Origin of the sequence: Burkholderia cepacia GG4, from assembly GCF_000292915.1 — a bacterium.
In the GTDB taxonomy this organism is placed as follows: Bacteria; Pseudomonadota; Gammaproteobacteria; order Burkholderiales; family Burkholderiaceae; genus Burkholderia; species Burkholderia cepacia_D.
The window spans coordinates 2,572,458-2,592,568 of sequence record NC_018513.1; the positions used below are offsets into that span (position 1 = coordinate 2,572,458).

Annotated in this window: 17 protein-coding genes; 5 read left to right on the top strand and 12 right to left on the bottom strand. The window is 67.3% G+C overall.

What is annotated here, in order from left to right; genetic code table 11:
• Positions 1-32 precede the first annotated feature (32 nt).
• The 9 genes from GEM_RS11615 to hpnI form a co-directional block, all read right to left on the bottom strand.
• The gene (locus tag GEM_RS11615) at positions 33-1,076 is read right to left on the bottom strand and encodes a GlxA family transcriptional regulator (RefSeq protein WP_014897602.1); all 1,044 of its coding nucleotides are present in this window, start codon (positions 1,074-1,076) and stop codon (positions 33-35) included.
• A gap of 21 nt (positions 1,077-1,097) precedes the next feature.
• Positions 1,098-1,898, bottom strand: a complete 801-nt coding sequence (locus GEM_RS11620; protein ID WP_014897603.1) for an ABC transporter ATP-binding protein — start codon at positions 1,896-1,898, stop codon at positions 1,098-1,100.
• Positions 1,899-1,919: 21 nt separating this feature from the next.
• Entirely contained in the window at positions 1,920-2,633 is a 714-nt protein-coding gene (locus GEM_RS11625; protein ID WP_014897604.1) for an ABC transporter permease, read from the bottom strand.
• Positions 2,630-3,319, bottom strand: a complete 690-nt coding sequence (locus GEM_RS11630; protein WP_014897605.1) for an ABC transporter permease — start codon at positions 3,317-3,319, stop codon at positions 2,630-2,632. The genes GEM_RS11625 and GEM_RS11630 overlap by 4 nt, the downstream gene beginning before the upstream one ends.
• 266 nt (positions 3,320-3,585) lie before the next feature.
• Positions 3,586-4,143 carry a hypothetical protein gene (locus GEM_RS11635; protein WP_014897606.1) on the bottom strand — a complete coding sequence of 186 codons (558 nt, stop codon included), beginning with the start codon at positions 4,141-4,143 and terminating at the stop codon, positions 3,586-3,588.
• Positions 4,144-4,230: 87 nt separating this feature from the next.
• Positions 4,231-5,274: an HpnL family protein gene (locus GEM_RS11640; RefSeq protein ID WP_014897607.1), complete on the bottom strand. Its 1,044-nt coding sequence runs from the start codon at positions 5,272-5,274 to the stop codon at positions 4,231-4,233.
• Positions 5,271-6,155: a hopanoid biosynthesis-associated protein HpnK gene (gene hpnK, locus GEM_RS11645; RefSeq protein ID WP_014897608.1), complete on the bottom strand. Its 885-nt coding sequence runs from the start codon at positions 6,153-6,155 to the stop codon at positions 5,271-5,273. The genes GEM_RS11640 and hpnK overlap by 4 nt, the downstream gene beginning before the upstream one ends.
• 3 nt (positions 6,156-6,158) lie before the next feature.
• Positions 6,159-7,601 carry a hopanoid biosynthesis associated radical SAM protein HpnJ gene (hpnJ, locus tag GEM_RS11650; protein ID WP_334311216.1) on the bottom strand — a complete coding sequence of 481 codons (1,443 nt, stop codon included), beginning with the start codon at positions 7,599-7,601 and terminating at the stop codon, positions 6,159-6,161.
• Between the two features lie 164 nt (positions 7,602-7,765).
• Positions 7,766-8,941 (bottom strand): bacteriohopanetetrol glucosamine biosynthesis glycosyltransferase HpnI, encoded by a 1,176-nt coding sequence (hpnI, locus tag GEM_RS11655; protein WP_014897610.1) that lies wholly within the window; start codon positions 8,939-8,941, stop codon positions 7,766-7,768.
• Positions 8,942-9,582: 641 nt separating this feature from the next.
• Here hpnI and GEM_RS11660 point away from each other — a divergent pair.
• Entirely contained in the window at positions 9,583-10,581 is a 999-nt protein-coding gene (locus GEM_RS11660; protein WP_041490678.1) for an LLM class flavin-dependent oxidoreductase, read from the top strand.
• Between the two features lie 46 nt (positions 10,582-10,627).
• Here the strand turns inward: GEM_RS11660 and GEM_RS11665 are convergent, their stop codons facing one another.
• Entirely contained in the window at positions 10,628-11,689 is a 1,062-nt protein-coding gene (locus GEM_RS11665) for an alpha/beta fold hydrolase (protein ID WP_014897612.1), read from the bottom strand.
• 174 nt (positions 11,690-11,863) lie between these two features.
• Between GEM_RS11665 and pdxY the strand changes: the two genes are divergently transcribed.
• The 3 genes from pdxY to GEM_RS11680 all read left to right on the top strand — a co-directional run bounded on the left by pdxY (position 11,864) and on the right by GEM_RS11680 (position 16,648).
• Positions 11,864-12,724 carry a pyridoxal kinase PdxY gene (gene pdxY / locus GEM_RS11670; RefSeq protein ID WP_014897613.1) on the top strand — a complete coding sequence of 287 codons (861 nt, stop codon included), beginning with the start codon at positions 11,864-11,866 and terminating at the stop codon, positions 12,722-12,724.
• Positions 12,725-12,996: 272 nt separating this feature from the next.
• The gene (locus tag GEM_RS11675; protein ID WP_014897614.1) at positions 12,997-15,141 is read left to right on the top strand and encodes a phosphocholine-specific phospholipase C; all 2,145 of its coding nucleotides are present in this window, start codon (positions 12,997-12,999) and stop codon (positions 15,139-15,141) included.
• A gap of 358 nt (positions 15,142-15,499) precedes the next feature.
• Positions 15,500-16,648 carry a branched-chain amino acid ABC transporter substrate-binding protein gene (locus GEM_RS11680; protein WP_014897615.1) on the top strand — a complete coding sequence of 383 codons (1,149 nt, stop codon included), beginning with the start codon at positions 15,500-15,502 and terminating at the stop codon, positions 16,646-16,648.
• 227 nt (positions 16,649-16,875) lie between these two features.
• Here GEM_RS11680 and GEM_RS11685 read toward each other — a convergent pair whose 3' ends face one another.
• Positions 16,876-17,637, bottom strand: coding sequence for a FadR/GntR family transcriptional regulator (locus GEM_RS11685; RefSeq protein WP_014897616.1), 762 nt, complete (start codon positions 17,635-17,637; stop codon positions 16,876-16,878).
• 424 nt (positions 17,638-18,061) lie between these two features.
• On the opposite strand from GEM_RS11685, the gene gudD reads away from it, so the two are divergent.
• Complete coding sequence (gene gudD / locus GEM_RS11690) at positions 18,062-19,414, top strand: glucarate dehydratase (protein WP_014897617.1); 1,353 nt, start codon at positions 18,062-18,064, stop codon at positions 19,412-19,414.
• A gap of 201 nt (positions 19,415-19,615) precedes the next feature.
• Here the strand turns inward: gudD and GEM_RS11695 are convergent, their stop codons facing one another.
• Entirely contained in the window at positions 19,616-20,080 is a 465-nt protein-coding gene (locus tag GEM_RS11695; protein ID WP_014897618.1) for a DUF2214 family protein, read from the bottom strand.
• Between the last annotated feature and the right edge of the window lie 31 nt (positions 20,081-20,111).

Below are 20,111 nucleotides of genomic sequence, written 5' to 3' on the forward strand. Positions count from 1 at the left end.
CGAAAAACACAGGCGCACCACCAAAAACAGACTCAATCCTTGGCACCGCGCTCAACAAGCGCGCCCCCGCGAGGCTCGCTGCCACCGCCCGTCTGCTTCTCGAGCCAGGCTCGCCGATCTTCCCGAGGTGTAACGCCAAACCGCTCGCGATAAGCGTTAGAAAAATGCGCAGCAGAAGAGAACCCGCAAGCAAGACTGACCTGAACCACCGACTTGCTGGTCCGCTGCAACTGCGTGCGAGCCTTGAGCAACCGAAGATTGAGGTAATACTTGGAGGGCATCGCCCCGAGATACTGCCGAAAGAGCCGCTCGAGCTGTCGGCGCGAAACGCCGACCAACCCGGCGATTTCATCGGTAGTAAGCGGATCCTCGACATTGGCCTCCATGAGCAGCAACGCATCATTCAGCCGTGGATGCCGCTCACCGGGCGCGGTCACAAAAGGAATCCGCTGCCGCTCCTCGCCGCTGCGCAGCGTGCCGGCCCCAAGCGCATCGGCAATGCGCTCACCCAGATCCGCCCCATGTTCCCGGCCAATCATGGCCAGCATGAAATCGACAGTGGCCTGCCCACCGGCACAGGTCGCCCGATCGCGATCGATCTCGAAGATCTGCTGCGTGACGATCGACCGCTCGAACTGCTCGGCGAACTGCTGATACGTCTCCCAGTTCACGCTCACCCGATACCCGGAAAGCTGCCCGGCCATCGCGAGCCACCACACGCCGTGGTGAATCCCGGTCACGACCGGCGTCCGCTGCCCGACCCGCGCGAGACTCGCGAGAAACAACCGATAATCGGCGAACTGCTGAAACCGTTCCGACACGACGATCAGCCAGTCGCACGCGATCGCATCGTTGAACGCCGCATCGGCATGCCACTGCGCCCCGCCGGCGAGCGGCACCGGCCGCCCGTCCCACGAACACACCTGCCAGCGATACAGCAACCGCCCGTCGATCTCGTTCGCGAGATTCAACGCATCGACGATCGGACCCACACCCGACATCGACACGGGCGGCAATGCAACGATCGCCACCTGCGTCGTGCGGGTGGCGCCTGCGGGACGAGACACCGGTACCACGTTCGAAACCCGCCCTTCGCGTTACTTGAGACTGCCCGACAGGAACTGCTTCAGACGCTCGCTCTGCGGACGCACCAGCACCTCCTTCGGATCGCCCTCTTCCTCGGTCCGCCCCTGATGCAGGAACATCACGTGGTTCGACACGTTGCGGGCAAAACCCATCTCGTGCGTGACGACGATCATCGTGCGGCCTTCCTCGGCCAGCTTCTGCATCACCTTCAGCACTTCACCGACAAGTTCCGGATCAAGCGCCGAGGTCGGCTCGTCGAACAGCATCACGTCCGGATGCATCGCGAGCGCACGCGCAATCGCAACACGCTGCTGCTGGCCGCCCGACAGATGCGACGGATACTGCTTCTCGACGCGCGGCGGCAAACCGACCTTCTCCAGGTACTCGCGCGCACGCTCCTCGGCGTCCTTCTTCGAAATGCCGAGCACGTGCACCGGCGCTTCCATCACGTTCTCGAGCACGTTCATGTGCGCCCACAGATTGAAGTGCTGGAACACCATCGCAAGCTTCGTGCGAATACGCTGCAACTGCTTGTGATCGGCGACTTCAAGCGCACCGGCGCGGTCGGCCTTCGTCCGCACGGCCTCGCCGTCGACGACGATCTGCCCCGCATTCGGCCGCTCGAGAAAATTGATGCAGCGCAGGAACGTGCTCTTGCCCGACCCGCTCGCGCCGATGATGCTGATGACGTCGCCGGCCTTCGCGTTCAGCGACACGCCCTTGAGCACCTCGTTATCGCCATAGCGCTTGTGAATGTCGACCGCGGCAAGCTTGACGGAAGCGGACGCGCTCGTTTGAGTGATCTCGGCCAACTGGCTCTCCTCGAAGTGAAATCAATGACGGCCGGCCGCGAGATACGCGAGCCAGTGGCGCTCCGCCCGGCGAAATGCCGCGACGAGTGCGAACGATACCGCAAGATAGATCAGCGCGGCGATCCCGAACGACTGGAACGCCATGTAGGTTGCCGAATTGGCGTCACGCGCAACTTTCAGGATGTCGGGCACGGTTGCCGTGAACGCCACGGTGGTCGCGTGCAGCATCAAGATCACCTCGTTGCTGTACAGCGGCAGCGCGCGGCGCAGCGCCGACGGCAGGATCACGCGGCGATACATCGTGAACGGCGACATCCCGTACGCACGCGCGGCCTCGACCTCGCCGTGCGGAATCGCACGAATGGCCCCCGCGAAGATCTCGGTCGTGTACGCGCAGGTGTTCAGCGCAAACGCGAGAATCGCGCAGTTGAAGCCGCTACGGAAAAACGCGTCGAGCAGCGAGTGCGAACGCACGAACTCGAGGCTGTACATGCCCGTGTACATCAGCAGCAACTGCACGTAGAGCGGCGTGCCGCGGAACACGTACGTGTAGAACCGCACCGGCATCGACACCCACTTCTTCTTCGATACGCGCGCGACCGCGAGCGGCACCGCGCACACGAAGCCGAGCGAGATCGACGCAACGAGCAGCCACAGCGTCACCGCAAGGCCGGAGAGGCGCTGGCCGTCCCAGTAAAGGAACGCCTGGCCGAATTCCTGGAGGATCTCGATCATAGTTCTGCGTGCCGCACGCCCATGGAATAACGCTTCTCGAGCTGGATCAGCACGAGGTTGGAAACGGTCGTGATCGCGAGGTAGATCAGCGCCGCAACGAGGATGAAGAAGAACATGTTGAACGTGCTCTTGCCGGCGTCCTGCGCGGCCTTCACGACATCCGCGAGACCGATGATCGACACCAGCGCGGTCGCCTTCACGAGCACCTGCCAGTTGTTGCCGATGCCCGGCAGCGCGAAGCGCATCATCTGCGGAAACATGATCCGCACGAACACGCGCACCCCGCTCATCCCGTAGGCCGCGCCGGCCTCGAGCTGGCCGCGCGGCACCGACAGGAACGCACCGCGGAACGTCTCGGTGAAGTACGCGCCGTAGATGAAGCCGAGCGTCAGCACGCCGGCAACGAACGGATCGATGTCGATCTGGTCCCAGCCGACGAGGTCGGTGAACTGGTTCAGCCAGATCTGAATGCTGTAAAACAACAGCAGCATCAGGACGAGATCGGGCACCGAGCGAATCAGCGTCGTATAACCGGTCGCGATCGCTCGCAGCACCCGGTTGTGCGACAGCTTCGCCACCGCGCCGATCAGCCCCAGCGCCACCGCAGCGGCGAGCGACAGCACCGACAGCTCGATGGTCTGCACGGTGCCGGCCCAGAGGACAGGACCAAAGCCGTAAAGGAACACGCGCGTCTCCAGTGTTGATATGGACACCGGCGCGAATACCTGTCCCACGCCGGGCTGACGCGGATAGTCGCAAGCGAAATTGATTGTCTCAAATCACCTTGCACGGGTTTGCTGCGTCGCAGCAAATCGTTCCACCATTTGCAACAGCGACCTACGTCACTGTTTCAAAAGGAAAAAAGCCGCTTCCTGACAGTCGGATGACACGCAGGGAAGCGGGCTTTTTGCAATTTTCCGGTCGCTTTTTCGATATAGCGCCGGAGGCGGGCTCACCGCCCCTTCAGGATGTCCGAGCGCGAAGTTGTGTAGACAAGCCCGTCCGGGCCGAAATGAACATTGAAGAACGCGTCGGTGTTGACGCCGTCTTCGAGCCAGCGCCAGCTCCATACCGTCTCGGGCTTCAGCGGGTACTGCGCGATGTCGCCCGGCTTGCCGAGCAGGCGCCGCACCTCGTCCTCGGTCATCCCGGGGCGCACCTTCGCGAAGTTCTCGGCGGTCAGCACCTGCGTCGCGCCCGTATAGCGCCCGCTCGCGTCGAGATCGACGAACCAGGTCTGGTTGCCCATCGGGCCGCGCGGGTATTCGAGACGCTTCGAGCCGTCGGTGAATTCGCGCTCGGTCTCGGGCTTGCCCATCGTGCCGCGCACGTCGGCCTCGGTCGACTCACCGACCTTCAGCCCCTTGAGCAGCAGCGGCGCCGGCTTGATCGCGTTGAAAAAGTCCCTGATACGTTGCACGTCGAGATTGCCTTGCTTGTCGTCGCAGCCGGTCAGCGCCAGCGCGGCAGCCAGCATCGTCACGGGAAGCAGCCGGAAACGGAAATTCATCGGTAGAAATACGCATCGAGAAAACACGCGGCAAGGATACCCGCGGCACGCCAAAAGCGCGAGACGGGCGCGTGGCCCGTCTCGTGTTCAATGCGTCGTTTCGGTTTGCGCCTCGGCCTCGCGGCGCGCCGGCTGCGGCGCGCGCGACACGGCCGGCGCCGCCTTGATCCGGCGCCGCGTGCGCACGAGTTCGGCAAGTTGCCACGAACCGAGCGCCAGGCAACCGAACAGCACCTCGCGGCCGCGCTTGACCAGCGCGAGCGACAGCGCCGTCTCGCGATCGACGCCGAACATCTGCGCGAGCAGCACGACGGTCGCCTCCTGCACGCCGAGGCCGCCCGGCACCATGAACGCCGCATGCCGCACGGCCTGCGTCATCGCTTCGATCGCGATCGCGCCGCCGATCGACACCGGGTGACCGAGCAATTCGAGCGCCCAGTAAATTTCGAGCGCGCCGAGCACATAGCCGGACAACTGCCAGAAGAAAGCGCTGAACAGCAGGGCCGTGCGCGACATCAGTGCGTCGATGTCGCCATCGAGGCGGCGACCGTCGACACCCTGCAGCAACCGGTGCGAATCGCCGAGCAGACGCCCCGCGAAACGTTCGATGGCATGGAAGATCCCGCCGCGCCGCATCAGCACGACCCCGAGCACCGGCAACGGCAGCGTCAGCAGCAACGCGAGGCCGATCGTGCCGCCGCCCATGTCGTGCGTGGTCGCGAGCAGCAGCACGAGGCCCAGCGCCGCGAACGCATACTGGACGACGATCGTCACCAGCACCTCGACGATCACCGACGCGGTCACGCGGCTCGCGTCCGGCACCTGCCAGCGCGCCATCCGGATCCCGACCAGCTCGCCGCCGATCCCGACCACGGGCAGCAGCCGGTTCACCGCTTCGCGCACGGTCGCGATCCACCACAGGAACGGCAGCGACGCGCGCCGGTCGAGCAGCTGATGCCACGCGTACGCGTCGAGCAGCAGCGGCAGCGCGTGAAACGGTACGAGCCACAGCAGCGCGAAACCGGCGCGCTCGAGCATCTGCGACACGTCGCCGACGCCTTCGTGCAGCCCCAGCGCGAGCAGGATCCCGATGCCGATCGGCCAGCCGAGCCATTTGATCCACTTGGTCATGACGGCTGCGCCCCCGGTTCGCGCGACGTGCGCGTGCCGCGCGGGGCCGCGCGCTGACCGAACACGTCCGCAAAACCGCCGGTCGCGACGCCGGCCGCCTTCAGCGCGGCGGCGACGCGCGGCGACAGCAGCGCGTCCAGTTCGTCGACCGGCCGGTAAGCGGCCATCGTCGGCGTGATCGGGCCGTCGCCGGCCTCGGCCGGATGACAGTAGATTTCGCCGACACCGGGCGGCAAGGTCGCGAGCGCATCGAGCAGCACGGCCTCGTCCATCGCGCCCGTATGCTCGATCCCGACCACGTAGTCGTTGTGCGCGAGCCCCGCGCGATCGAGCCGCGCGCGCACGAGCGCGATCCACGGCTTGAGCAGCGCGGGCGCACTGGTTTCGTACGGCAGCCGCACCGCGCGCAACCCGTAGTCGCGACCGATCTCGATGATCATCGACAGCACGGTCGGATGCAGGTGGAAATGCTTGTGCGCGTTCACGTGGTCGAGCGGCAGGCCGCTCGCCGCGAATGCGTCGAACTGCGCGCGGATCTCGCGGCGCAGCTGCGCGCGCACGTGCGGCAGGAAGAAGAAGCGACAGCCGTCCTTCGCCATCGCATCGCCGAACCGCCCGTCGGGTCCGACGAGTGCCGGTATGTCATGCGCGGGCAACGTGGCCGGCCCGTCCGCGAGGACCAGATGCAGGCCGACCGCGAGCGACGGCAGCCGCCGCGCGCGTTCGATCGCATCCTGCGCCGCGGGCGCACCGACCATCAGGCTCGCGGCGTTCAGCACGCCGTCGCGATGCGCGCGCTCGACCGCCGCGTTGACGCGCGGGTGCAACCCGAAGTCGTCCGCGGTAAAGATCAGCGCCCGCGCCGCCCGCTGCGTCGTCACGAATCAGGCCTCGTGCGCGCGCAGGAAGCGGAAGAATTCGACGCCTTCGCGCAGACGGCGCTTCATCATGTCCCAGCTCGTCAGCATCTCGCGCACGATCTCCCAGATCTTCGACGGCCGGAAGTAGAACTGGCGATAGAACTGCTCGAGGTGGTGATAGATCTCGTCGCGCGACAGGTGCGCATAGCCGATCGCCGCGAGCTGCACGCCTTCCTTGCTCACCAGGTTGATGGTCTTGTTCTCTTCCATCCAGCCGTTCTCGACGGCCTGCTTGTAGAGCGTCGTGCCCGGATACGGCGCGGCGAGCGACACCTGGATCGTGTGCGGATTGATTTCCTTCGCGTACTCGATCGTCTTCTTGATGGTGTCCTGCGTCTCGCCCGGCAGGCCGAGGATGAAGGTGCCGTGGATCTTGATGCCGAGCTTCTTGCAGTCCGCGCTGAAGCGGCGTGCGAAATCGGTGCGCACGCCCTTCTTGATGTTCACGAGGATCTGGTCGTCGCCGGATTCGAAGCCGACCAGCAGCAGGCGCAGGCCGTTTTCCTTCATGACCTTGAGCGACTTGTACGGCACGTTCGCCTTCGCGTTGCACGACCACGTCATGCCGAGCTTGCCCAGGCCGATGGCGATGGCTTCGGCGCGCGGCAGGTCGTCGGTGAAGGTGTCGTCGTCGAACATCAGTTCCTTCACTTCCGGCATGTTGTCGCGGATCCACTTCGCTTCCGCGAGCACGTTCTCGACCGAGCGCGTGCGGTAGCGATGGCCGCTGACCGTCTGCGGCCACAGGCAGAAGGTGCAGCGCGACTTGCAGCCGCGGCCCGTGTAGATCGATACGTACGGATAGTTCAGGTAGCCGATGAAGTAGTTGTCGATCTTCAGGTCGCGCTTGTAGACGGGCGCGACGAACGGCAGTTCGTCCATGTTCTCGAGGATCGGACGCGCTTCGTTGTGCTCGATCGAGCCGTCCTTCGCGCGCCAGCTCAAGCCCTTGATCTCGGGGAACGGCTTGCCTTCGGCGATTTCCTTGCAGGTGTAGTCGAATTCCTCGCGGCACACGAAGTCGATTGCCTCGCTCGCCGTGAGCGAGTTGTGCGGATCGACCATCACCTTCGCGCCGACCATGCCGACCAGCAGCGACGGCTTCATCTTCTTCAGATCCTGCGCGAACATCGCGTCGGTCGGGAACGACGGCGTGCTCGTGTGGATGATCACGAGATCGTAGTCGTTGGCGATCTTCAGCGTCTCTTCGACCGACAGGCCGTCGGCCGGCGCGTCGACGACGCGGCTGCCCGGCACGAGCGCGGCCGGCTGCGCGAGCCAGGTCGGGTACCAGAAGGAACGGATTTCGCGCTTCGCCTGATAGCGCGAGCCGGCTCCGCCGTCGAAGCCGTCATACGAAGGGGCCTGCAAGAACAGCGTTTTCATGAATGCTCCGGTAACCTGCATAGTTCGATTCGTTTCAACGATTCAGTCAATAAACCGCGGGCCGCCCTGCCGGCGCCCGCCTCTCTGTCATGTCGCGTCGCGCGGCGTTGCCGCGCGGCGCGTCTCGGCCCTCGGGCCGAATTCGATCGGGACCGGGCGCATGGCCGGTTCCCCCGGGGCGTGCCTCAGCGGCCGTCCCCGCCTTCCACCGCCGCCGCCGCGCGTTCGCCGCCGACGACCGTCATCCGTGCGCCGCGCCACACGACGTGCGTGCCGAACGCGGCCGCGAGCCATTCGAGCGCGAGCAGCGTGTCGCGCACCGCGACGAGCGGCAGATCGCGCCAGAACGCCCGCCAGCCGTCCTCGCCGCGTGCGTGCAGCACGAGCCGCCCGAACGCGCCCACGGCTGCCGCCCCCCCCGCCAGCGTGCCGGCGAAGGTGCCGTCGAGACGCAGCGCAAGCACCGCGCCGATTGCCAGCCAAGGCGCGGTAAACGTGATGAACAGAAACGCGAAGCCGGCCGGGTTCAGCGACCGGATCGTGCGCAGCCAGCGCGTCTCGCGGTGCCAGAGCGGCCCGAACGACGGCTCGATCACGTCGGTCGCGACCTCGACCTCGGACAGCACGGTGCGCCGCCCGAGGCGGCGCGGCAGCTCGGCGAGCCAGAAATCGTCGGCCAGCTCGTCTTTCAGCGCCAGAAAACCGCCGATCCGGTCAAGCGTATCGCGCGTCAGCGCGAGCGTCGCACCGAAGCCGAAACGGCTCGAGCGGCCGAGGTGCGTGATCCGCACCGACGGCGCGAACCAGGCGTCGACGAATTGTGCGCCGATCCGCGTCCAGAACCCGCCGACGCTGCGCGCATGATACAGGCACGTGACGACACCGACCGACGCGTCGGCGAGCGGCGCCGTCACGCGCTCCAGATAGTCCGGCTTCACCGCGATGTCGCTGTCCGCGATCACGATGCGGCCGTACTTCGCGCGTTCGGCGAGATTGATCAGGTTGCTGACCTTCAGGTTCTTGCCGTGCACGCGCGCGTCGATCACGAGCGTGATGTCGCATTCCGGATAGTCGGCACGCAGCCGCTCGACCACGGCGACGGCCGGATCGGCCGCCGACGCGACCCCGAACAGCACTTCGTGGCGCGGATGGCGCTGTTCGCAGAACGTCGCGAGGTTCTCATACAGGTGCGGCTCCGCGCCGCACAGCGGCTTGAGCACGCTGACGGGCTCGAAGCCGTCGCGTGCGGCGGTGCGCGGCGTGCGCGGGCGCGGCGCGAATGCCGCGACGAGCGCATAGCCGGCCGCGGCCAGCGTAAACACGATCAGGAGCCAATCGAGCAGCGTAGCGGTAGGCGTCATGCGCGACGCCCCCCGGCGACCCGGGCGTCACGCCGATCGAGCGAACCTGGTTGAACGTGATTGAGTATTCTGACAGCAACGAACGCGGGCACGACCCGACTCCTTGTTCCAGCAGCGTCTGTGTAATGGGGAGGCACGGCCCATTCCCCGAAAGCGGCCATACCCGGCTTCGTCCGGCATAGCTTCGCGCGATGCCCGAACGGGATGCGGGAAGACTCGAATGGCCACCATCGGCACAACATGGACAGGCGCCGGATTTTAGCAGCCCCCGCCAGCCCGCGCTTGGGCACCTCGCGAAACGGACTGATGCGATTTCGGCAAAGCTGTGCGGCCGGTGAACCATTCTGGTGCAACCACGTTCACGTTAGCGTAAGCGCTTTGCAGGCGTATTGCAGTCTTTAAAATCAAACGTTTCGTGCAAATTTGTGTGTCGATGCGAAGACACGCCCAATCTCGGTAAAGATCGGTAATTATTCGGCGATTAGAACGATTTTTGCAACGATTCCCGGGGTCGGCCTTACACCCCTGAAAGGCGCATGGGTATCCGTGCGTCGCCAGCGCGTTCCGGAACCCTTTGGCAAAATCGTCGGCATTTGTTGCGCATGCGCATCACCGCGCCCCTCCCTTTCGAAGGCCACCCGATGATTCCGTTTTCCGTACTCGATCTCGCCCCCATTCCCGACGGCGCCGATGCCGCACAAGCGTTCCGCAACACCGTCGATCTCGCGCAACACGCGGAGCGCCTCGGTTACCGGCGCTACTGGCTCGCCGAGCATCACAACATGCCCGGCATCGCGAGCGCGGCGACCGCAGTCGTGATCGGCCATGTCGCGGGTGCCACGAAGACGATCCGCGTCGGGTCGGGCGGGATCATGCTGCCGAACCATGCGCCGCTCGTGATCGCCGAGCAGTTCGGCACGCTCGCGTCGCTGTATCCGGGGCGCATCGATCTCGGGCTCGGCCGCGCACCGGGCACCGACCAGACCACGTCGCGCGCGCTGCGCCGCGACCTGATCGGCAGCGCCGACTCGTTTCCGGACGACGTCGCCGAGCTGCAGCGCTACTTCGCGGAACCCGTGCCCGGCCAGCGCGTGCGCGCGGTGCCCGGTGCGGGGCTCGACGTGCCCGTGTGGCTGCTGGGTTCGAGCCTCTTCAGCGCGCAGCTCGCCGCGATGCTCGGGCTGCCGTTCGCGTTCGCGTCGCACTTCGCACCGGACTACCTGATGCGCGCGCTCGAGCTCTATCGCGCGCAGTATCGGCCGTCGGCCGCGTGGCCGAAGCCGCATGCGATGGTTGGCGTCAACGTGTTCGCGGCCGATACCGACGACGACGCGCGGCACCTGTTCACGTCGCTGCAGCAGCAGTTCATCAACCTGCGCCGCGGCACGCCCGGCAAGCTGCCGCCGCCCGTCGACGCGCTCGAGGCGAGCGAATTCGAACTCGCGAACGTCGCGCATGCGCTGTCGTTCGCGGCCGTCGGCTCGCGCGACACGGTGCGCGACAAGCTGCGCGACCGGATCGCGCAGACCGGCGCGGACGAGCTGATCATCACCGCGCAGATCTACGATCACGCCGCGCGGGTGCGCTCGTTCGAACTGGCCGCGCAGATCCGCGACGAGCTCGCGAACGAAGTCCGCTGACAGGACGAGCGCAGCCACCCGCGCCGGCAGGCATGCCCGCCTTGCGTCACTGCGGGTGCACGGCCTCCATCCCGTCGAGCAGCGCCTTGTGGAACGCGTCCGGATCCTGGATCTGCGGCGCGTGCCCGAGCGCCGGGAATTCGACCAGCTGTGCGCCGGGGATCGCCGCCTGCGTGCGCTTCGCGAGTTCCGGGTAACGGCCGAGCTTCGCGTGCACGTCGGGCGGCGCCACGTCCTTGCCGATCGCGGTCGTGTCCTTGTCGCCGATCAGCAGCAGCGTCGGCACGCGGATCGCGCCGAGTTCGTAGACCACCGGCTGCGTGAGGATCATGTCGTAGATCAGCGCGGAATTCCACGCGACCGCGTCGCGCCCCGGGCCGCGATACATGCCGGCGAGCATCTGCACCCAGCGCTCGTACGACGGCGCCCACTTGCCCGCGTAGTACGTCGCCTGTTCGTAGCGGCGAATCCCGTCGGCGTTGGTCTTCTGCTCGCGTGCATACCAGTAGTCGATCGACAGCGGCGGCACGCCGAGTGCCTTCCAGTCCTCGAGGCCGATCGGGTTCACCAGCGCGAGCTGGTCGGTCGCCTTCGGATACATCAGCGCGTAGCGCATCGCGAGCATCCCGCCCGTCGAATGGCCGACGATCGTCGCCGATTTCACGCCGATCGACTCGAGCAGCGCATGCGTGTTGCGTGCGAGCTGCTGGAAGCTGTACTGGTAGCGCTCGGGTTTCGACGACTTGCAGAAGCCGATCTGGTCCGGTGCGATCACGCGATAGCCGGCGCGGCTCAGCACGCCGATCGTATCTTCCCAGGTCGCCGCGCAGAAGTTCTTCCCGTGCAGCAGCACGACGGTGCGGCCGTTCGGGTGAGCCGGCTGCACGTCCATGTACATCATCTCGAGGGTTTCGCGCTGCGACACGAACGCATAGCGGTGCACCGGCTCCGGATAGGCGAAGCCTTCCAGCCGCGGGCCATACGCCGGCCCGTCGTTGCCGGCGGGCGCCGGGACGGCAGCCGCGACCGAGGTCGCGCATGCGGCGGCGATGCCCGCGCCGAGCACGGCGGCGCGCGCGAGGGAAAACATGTTGCAAATCGAAAACATGGCGCTCACGGTAATGGGAAATGCACGCGGTCAGCCGGGCGGCTTCACGCCCCGCGATTCTACGCGGTCGGGCTGACGACGGCGCGCAACACTCGATGGCCGCACGACTTCCGCGCGCGCGACGAACTCGGGTATCGTGTGACGTGACCCTGAAACGCCTGCAGGCGAGCTCCCATGAAAAACGTCCTCAGCATTCAGTCGCACGTCATCTACGGACACGCCGGCAACAGTGCGGCCGTGTTCCCGATGCAGCGCCTCGGCGTCAACGTCTGGCCGCTCAACACCGTCCAGTTGTCGAATCACATGCAGTACGGCCATTGGGCCGGCAGCGCGATCGATGCCGCGAAGATGGAGCAGCTCGTCGACGGCGTCGCCGCGATCGGCGCGCTCAAGCGCTGCGACGCGGTGCTGTCCGGCTTCGTCGGCTCGCCGCCGCAAGCGCGCGCGACGGTCGAGATCGTGCGCGCGGTGAAGGCGATGAACCCGAACGCGTGGTACTTCTGCGATCCGGCGATGGGCCAGACGGGCGGCATCCGGCCCGAACCCGGGGTCGAGGAATTCATCGTCCAGGAAATGCCGGCGCTCGCCGACGGCATGGCGCCGAACCACACCGAGCTACAGAAGCTCGCCGGGCGGCGCATCGAGACCGTCGCCGAAGCCGTCGAAGCGTGCCGCGCGCTGATCCGCCGCGGCCCGAAGATCATCCTCGTCAAGCACCTGCACGACCGCAACAGTCCGGCCGACCGTTTCAACATGCTCGCCGTCACCGAAACCGAAGCGTGGATCGGCCAGCGCCCGCTGTACGCATTTCCGCGCCACCCGGTCGGCGTCGGCGACCTCACCAGCGCCATTTTCGTCGCGCGCCGGCTGCGCGGCGACTCGGTGCGCGCCGCGTTCGAGCACACGCTCGCGGCCGTGCACGCGGTCGTGAAGGCGACCTACGACGCACGCCGCTACGAGCTCGAACTCGTCGCCGCGCAGGACGAAATCGCCAGCCCGAGCGAGTGGTTCGGCGCGTGGGTGACCGACGCCTGACGCACCCGCATCGCCACGCCCCGGCGTGCCACGCGCGCCCCGCCTCGCCTCCCCTTCGCCTCTCCCCGCAGCACGTTCGACGCCGCAACGCCTGCCGAACACCGTCCGGTTCGCACCCGCAAACGTTTCCGGACTTCACATGAATGACACCGAATCCTCGCTATGCTCGCGGCGGCACGACCGGCGCAGCCGCATCCTGCGCTCCGGACGCGCCCGCTTGTTCTCCGCATGTCCCGCCAATCGGCTCCCCCCTTTATCGCACGATAACGACCATGACCCGATCGAACCGTCGTGACTTCCTGCGCGTCGCCGCCGGCACCGCCGGCGCCGCCGCGCTGAACCTGTTCCCGCCCGTGATCCGCGATGCGCTCGCCATTCCCGCGAACCGCCGTACCGGCACGATCCGCGACATCGAACACATCGTGATCCTGATGCAGGAGAATCGCTCGTTCGACCATTACTTCGGCACGATGCGCGGCGTACGCGGCTTCGGCGACCCGCGCCCGCTGCGCCTCGCGAACGGCAAGTCGGTGTTCCACCAGCCGGTCGGCCCGGCCGAGCTGCTGCCGTTCCACCCGGGCGCGGACAAGCTCGGGCTGCAGTTCCTGCAGGACCTGCCGCACGGCTGGCAGGACATGCACGCGGCATGGAACAAGGGCCGCTATGACCAGTGGGTGCCGAACAAGGGCACCACGACGATGGCGTACCTGAAGCGCGACGACATCCCGTTCCACTACCAGCTCGCCGACGCGTTCACGATCTGCGACGCGTACCACTGCGCGATCCCGAGTTCGACCGACCCGAACCGCTACTACATGTGGACCGGCTACGTCGGCAACGACGGCACGGGCGGCGGCCCGGTGCTCGGCAACGAGGAACAGGGCTACGGCTGGACGACCTATCCTGAAGTGCTCGAGCAGGCCGGCGTGTCGTGGAAGATCTACCAGGACGTCGGCACGGGGCTCGACGCGAACGGCTCGTGGGGCTGGACGCAGAACCCGTACATCGGCAACTACGGCGACAACGCGCTGCTCTACTTCAACCAGTACCGCAGCGCGCTGCCCGGCACGCCGCTGTACGACAAGGCGCGCACCGGCACCAACATCAGCACCGGCGGCACGCTGTTCGACGTGCTGCAGCAGGACGTGAAGAACGGCACGCTGCCGCAGGTGTCGTGGATCTGCGCGCCGGAAGCGTACTCGGAGCACCCGAACTGGCCGGCCAACTACGGCGCGTGGTACATCGAGCAGGTGCTGAAGGTGCTGGTGTCGAATCCGGACGTGTGGAGCAAGACCGCGCTCTTCATCACCTACGACGAGAACGACGGTTTCTTCGACCACGTGCCGCCGCCGTTCGCACCGCAGTCACCCGACAACGGGCTGTCGACGGTCGCGACGACCAACGAGGTGTTCGCCGGCGACGCGTCGCACATGGCCGGCCCGTACGGGCTCGGGCCGCGCGTGCCGATGCTGGTCGTGTCACCGTGGACCAAGGGCGGCTGGGTCTGTTCGCAGACCTTCGATCACACGTCGCTGCTGCAATTCATCGAGGCGCGCTTCGGCGCGCAGTACCCGGTGACCGCCGCCAACGTGTCGCCGTGGCGCCGTACGGTGTGCGGCGACCTGACCGCCGCGTTCGACTTCGCGACCTCGGACGCCGCGTGGCCGACGCTGCCCGACACGAGCGGCTATGCGCCGCCCGATCGCGCGCGCCATCCCGACTACATCCCGGTGCCGCCGGTCCTGCAGAAGCTGCCGAAGCAGGAGGCCGGGCTGCGTCCGGCACGTGCACTGCCGTACGAGCTGTTCGTGCACGGCCGCGTCGAATCCGTGAACGGCCTGTTCCGGCTGACCTTCGCGAACACCGGCCGTGCGGGCGCAGCGTTCCAGGTGCAGTCGCGCAACCGCCTCGACGGCCCGTGGGCGTACACGGTCGAGGCCGGCAAGCGGATCGCCGACACGTGGAGCGCCGCGGCGTCGCTCGGCCTGTACGACCTCGACGTGTACGGCCCGAACGGCTTCTACTGCCATTTCCGCGGCCCGTTCGCGACCGGCGTCGGCAGCGCCAACGTGAACCCCGAAGTGATCTACGGCTACGACGTCGCGAACGGCAACATCACGCTGCGCCTGATGAACCGCGGCCACAAGGCCGTCCGGCTCAAGGTGACGAACGCGTACGGCCACGGCCACGCGCGCACGTTCGACCTCGCACCGGGCGCGCACGTCGATGACTACTGGGATCTGCGCGGCAGCCACGGCTGGTACGACCTGACCGTCAGCGACGGCCGGCTGCTCGGCTTCCTGCGCCGCTTCGCGGGCCACGTCGAGACCGGCCGCCCGAGCACGAGCGACCCGGCGATCCGCGCGAACGCGTCGCACGACGACGAAGAAGCAGCGTCGGACGCCCTGTCCGACTGACGACGGCACACGCGGCGCGGCCCCGCCGGGGCTGCGCCGCCTGCCCGTCCGCACCCGCCTCCCGTCCGTTCGTGACGGGAAACTCCCGATACCGGCCGCCCGCGCACGCGCGGAAGCTATGCGCAAATCCGCACCAAATGCGCGGCAAATTGCCAAGACCCGTGCATATCGGCGACCTATATATCGAGGCGATCGGGGCTCCTCGCCGAGCCTGACGGGAGATTCTTCCGGGAATCATCAGCATGCCGACCTCCCCGCCCGATTCCGAGAAGCGGTCGAACCGCCCACCCGTCGCACGCGCCCGGCCCGCCGGATGCGTGCGGTACCCACCCGCTGGTGTAGAACAAGAGGAACGAACATGAAATTCCGTCATTCCCTGCTGTCGGTGTCAGTCGTATCCGCGCTAGCCGTCCTCTCGCAACAGGTCGCCCGGGCCGCCGACGCGACCGACGTGAAGGTCGGCTTCGCCGCGCCGCTCACCGGCGTGAACGCCGGCTACGGCAAGGATCTCCAGAACGGCGTGCAGCTTGCGCTCGACGATGCCGCCGCGCAGAAGGTGCAGATCGCCGGCAAGCCCGTGCACTTCGACCTCGTCGTGCAGGACGACCAGGCCGACCCGCGCATCGGCGTGCAGGCCGCGCAGGCGCTCGTCGACCAGAACGTGTCGGTCGTGGTCGGCCACTTCAACTCGGGCACGACGATTCCGGCATCCGTGGTCTACGACAAGGCAGGCATTCCGGTGATCGATCCGGCCGCCACCAACCCGACGCTCACGGCGCGCGGGCTCGCGAACATGTTCATGGTGATCGCGACCGACGGCCAGAACGCCGGCAACGCCGGCAAGTACGCAGTCGACGTGACGAAGGCAAAGCGGATCGCGATCATCGACGACCGCACTGCGTTCGGCCAGGGCGAGGCCGACGAGTTCGAGAAGGCCGTGAAGGCGGCCGGCGGCAACATCATCGGCCGCGAGTTCACCAGCAACCAGGCAGTCGACTTCCGCGCGCAGATCACAAGCCTGAAGGGCAAGAACCCCGACCTGATCTTCTTCGGCGGTCTCGATTCGCTCGCCGCCAACTTCATCAAGCAGATGCGCCAGCTCGGTCTGAACGCGCAGTTCGTCGGCGGCGGCGGCGTGAAGGACAACGAGTTCATCAAGATCGCCGGCCCGGCCGCCGAAGGCGCGATGGCGTGGGAATACGGGCGGCCGCTCGACGAACTGCCGCAGGGCAAGGATTTCGAGCAGCGCTTCAAGAAGCGCTTCGGCGTCGACGTGCTGTCGTACGCGCAGTTCGGCTACGACGCGGCGTGGGCGGCGATCAAGGCGATGCAGGCGGCCAACTCGACCGATCCGAAGGTCTATCGCCCGGCGCTGAAGAAGGTCGACTTCGAAGGTGTCACCGGCCGCATCTCGTTCGCGAACGACGGCTCGCTGAAGAGCGGGATGTCGACGCTGTACCAGGTGAAGAGCGGCGCGTGGAAGACCATCGTGACGAAGGGGGGCTGATCGGGCGGGATGGGCGGCCTGGATCGCCAGGCTGCCCTGGCTTGGGCGGTGGCGGGAACGCCGCCCGGCCTCCCCTCGCACGAGGCATGAACCGGCATGAACCGGCGGGATACGCGGCCGGTCGCGAAGCGATCGGCGCAATCGCGCCGACCTCATACGATGACTGATGTTGAGGTGAGATTCGTCACGACCCGCGGCAACGCGCAGGCCGTGTCGGCGGCCACGCGTCAGCTGGTCTGCGTGTCGCGCTCCGCCTCGGCGGCTTCGTGCGCACGGCGCAGCCGCTCGCGGCTGTTGGTCAGGTGCGTGCGCATCGCGGCGCGCGCGGCCTCCGGGTCGTGGCGCGCGATCGCCTCGTAGATGTCCTCGTGCTCGTGATTGAGCCGGCCGACATAGCGCTCCAGATCGTCGCCGGCGAAGCGCGCCGAATTCACGCGCGTGCGCGGGATGATCGACGCGCCGAGCTGCGTCATGATGTCGACGAAATAGCGGTTGCCGGTAGACTGCGCGATCTGCAGGTGGAACTGGAAATCGAGCTGCGCGGTGTCGCGGCCGCCGCCCGCCCCCGACGCGATCGCGTCGAGCGCGCGCCGCAGCGCGGCGAGGTCGGTATCGTTCGCGCGCTGCGCGGCGAGGCTCGCGCATTCGCTCTCGAGGCTGATGCGCAATTCGAGCACCGCAAGCACGTCGCGCAACGTCGTGATGGTCGCGGGATCGATGCCGAGCGTCTGGCGACGCGCCGGCTCGAGCACGAAGCTGCCGATGCCGTGGCGCGTCTCGACGAGGCCGCTTGCCTGCATCCGCGAGATCGCTTCGCGCACGACCGTACGGCTGACGCCCTGCGCCGCCATGACTTCGGTTTCAGTCGGCAGCTTGTCGCCGGGACGCAGCGTGCCGTTTTCGATCTGCGCGGTCAGCGCGTCGACGACATCTTGTGCGAGGCTGCGTGCGCGACGGCGCGGCGCTGCGGGAAGCGTGGGCACGGACATGAGGCCGGTTCCTTTTTGAATGATCGTAATGTGAGCCGAGGGTTTACGCGGGGTTTGAGCGAACGCCGATGATTCATTATACTGCGTCACAAGTCATCCGACGACTGATGATCGCGACACGGATCTCCTGTCGACCGCGGCCGGCGCAACAGCGCCTGCCGGGTCCCGTGGTTCGCGATCGGCCGGCATGCGCGCTTCTGCACGCCGCCGGCTCCCGGTTTCGCGGTCGATCGAAGCGCGCATTCGCGCTTGCTCCGACCCGCCGCGCCACCGGCATCGAGCTGGTCGCCCCCACCCTTTCGGGTTGCTGTCGACATGCGGGGCTTGCGCGCCGCGCACGTCGGTTGTCGAATGATCGCACCTCCCGCCGCGTGCGGCAAAGCTTTTGCCGCACGGCATCGCCCACTCTTTTGCCATCGCCGCCATGAACGCCGTCACTGCTTCGCCTTCCCACGACACGCCGCGCATCGTCGACCTGCAAGCCATTCCGGTCGCCGGCCACGACAGCATGCTGCTCAACCTGAGCGGCGCGCACGGCCCGTTCTTCACCCGCAACCTCTTGATCCTGAAGGACAGCGCCGGCCGGACCGGCGTCGGCGAGGTACCGGGCGGCGAAAGCATCCGCCGCACGCTCGACGACGCGCGCGCGCTCGTCGTCGGCCAGCCGGTCGGCAACTACCATGCGGTGCTCAACGACGTGCGGCGCACCTTCGCCGACCGCGACGCGAGCGGCCGCGGCCTGCAGACCTTCGACCTGCGCACCACGATCCACGCGGTCACCGCGCTCGAAGCCGCGCTGCTCGACCTGCTCGGCCAGCATCTCGGCGTGCCCGTGGCCGCACTGCTCGGCGAAGGACAGCAGCGCGAGCGCGTCGAGATGCTCGGCTACCTGTTCTACGTCGGCGACCGCACCAAGACCGCGCTGCCCTATCGCGACAGCCGCGGCGCGACCGACGACTGGACGCGCGTGCGCGACGAAGCCGCGCTGACGCCCGAGGCGGTCGTTCGGCTCGCCGAAGCCGCCCATGCGCGCTACGGTTTCAACGACTTCAAGCTGAAGGGCGGCGTGTTCGACGGCGCGAGCGAGGTCGAGGCAGTGACGGCGCTCGCCGAGCGCTTCCCCGATGCGCGCGTGACGCTCGATCCGAACGGCGCGTGGTCGCTCGACGAGGCCGTGCGGCTGTGCCGCGACCTGCACCACGTGCTCGCATATGCCGAAGATCCGTGCGGCGCGGAAAACGGCTACTCGGGCCGCGAGGTGATGGCCGAGTTCCGCCGCTCGACCGGGCTGCCGACGGCGACCAACATGATCGCGACCGACTGGCGGCAGATGGGCCATGCGGTGCAGCTGCAGGCGGTCGACATCCCGCTCGCCGATCCGCACTTCTGGACGATGCAGGGCTCGGTGCGCGTCGCGCAAATGTGCCGCGACTGGGGCCTCACGTGGGGCTCGCATTCGAACAACCACTTCGACGTGTCGCTGGCGATGTTCACGCACGTCGCGGCCGCGGCGCCCGGCCAGGTCACCGCGATCGACACGCACTGGATCTGGCAGGACGGCGAACGGCTGACGCGCGAGCCGCTGAAGATCGAGAACGGGCTCGTGGAAGTGCCGAAGCGGCCGGGCCTCGGCATCGACATCGACATGGATGCGGTCGCGGTCGCGCACGAGCTCTACAAGCAGCACGGGCTCGGCGCGCGCGACGACGCGGCGGCGATGCAGTATCTGATTCCGGGGTGGACGTTCAACAACAAGCGCCCCTGCCTCGTGCGCTGAGCGCGGGACGAACCGGGCGGCGGGGCCGCCCGGTCACGCGGTCATGCGGCGGATTCGCCCGCGCAGCGGCGGGTGCCTGGCGGGAAAAACCCGCGGGGGTGAAACCGGGTCCAGCTGCCCGCAGCCTCCCGTCGGGCCGGGCCGGGGATCAGTCGCCGGCCCTGGCCAGCCATATCTGCCCGCCCCGCTGTCCGGCCGCCCCTACCCGGCCACGCCAATCCCCCGCGCCATCCCCGACGCGGCAACTACGATGACCATCACGAGCACGGCCTGCCAATGGCCGATCCGCACATAGGTCCGTGCGCGGCCGAGATCGGGCATCTGCTGCTGCCGCGCGGCGATGCGCCAGCGGATCAGCCCGAGCATCGGCACGATCTCGAGCAGCAGGATCAGCACGAGCGCGGTCATCTTGAGGTGAAAGAGCGGCTCGTGAAGGTAATACGCGGCGCCTTTCTCGAAACCGCCGAATGCGCGCGCGAGCCCCGTCGCGATCAGCACCAGCGCCGACAGCCCCCAGGCCGCGTCGGCCTTGAACACGCCGGGCAGGTCGGCGGCCTGCGCCGAGGCGATGAGCCGGCGCAGCGCGCGGTTGCGCCCCGCGATCGCGGCGAACGTGACGCCGAACGCCATCAGGTGAACGGCTGCCAGCAACCAGCGGACGATCATTGCGCCTCCTTGTCGCCCGCGTGCGGCGCGG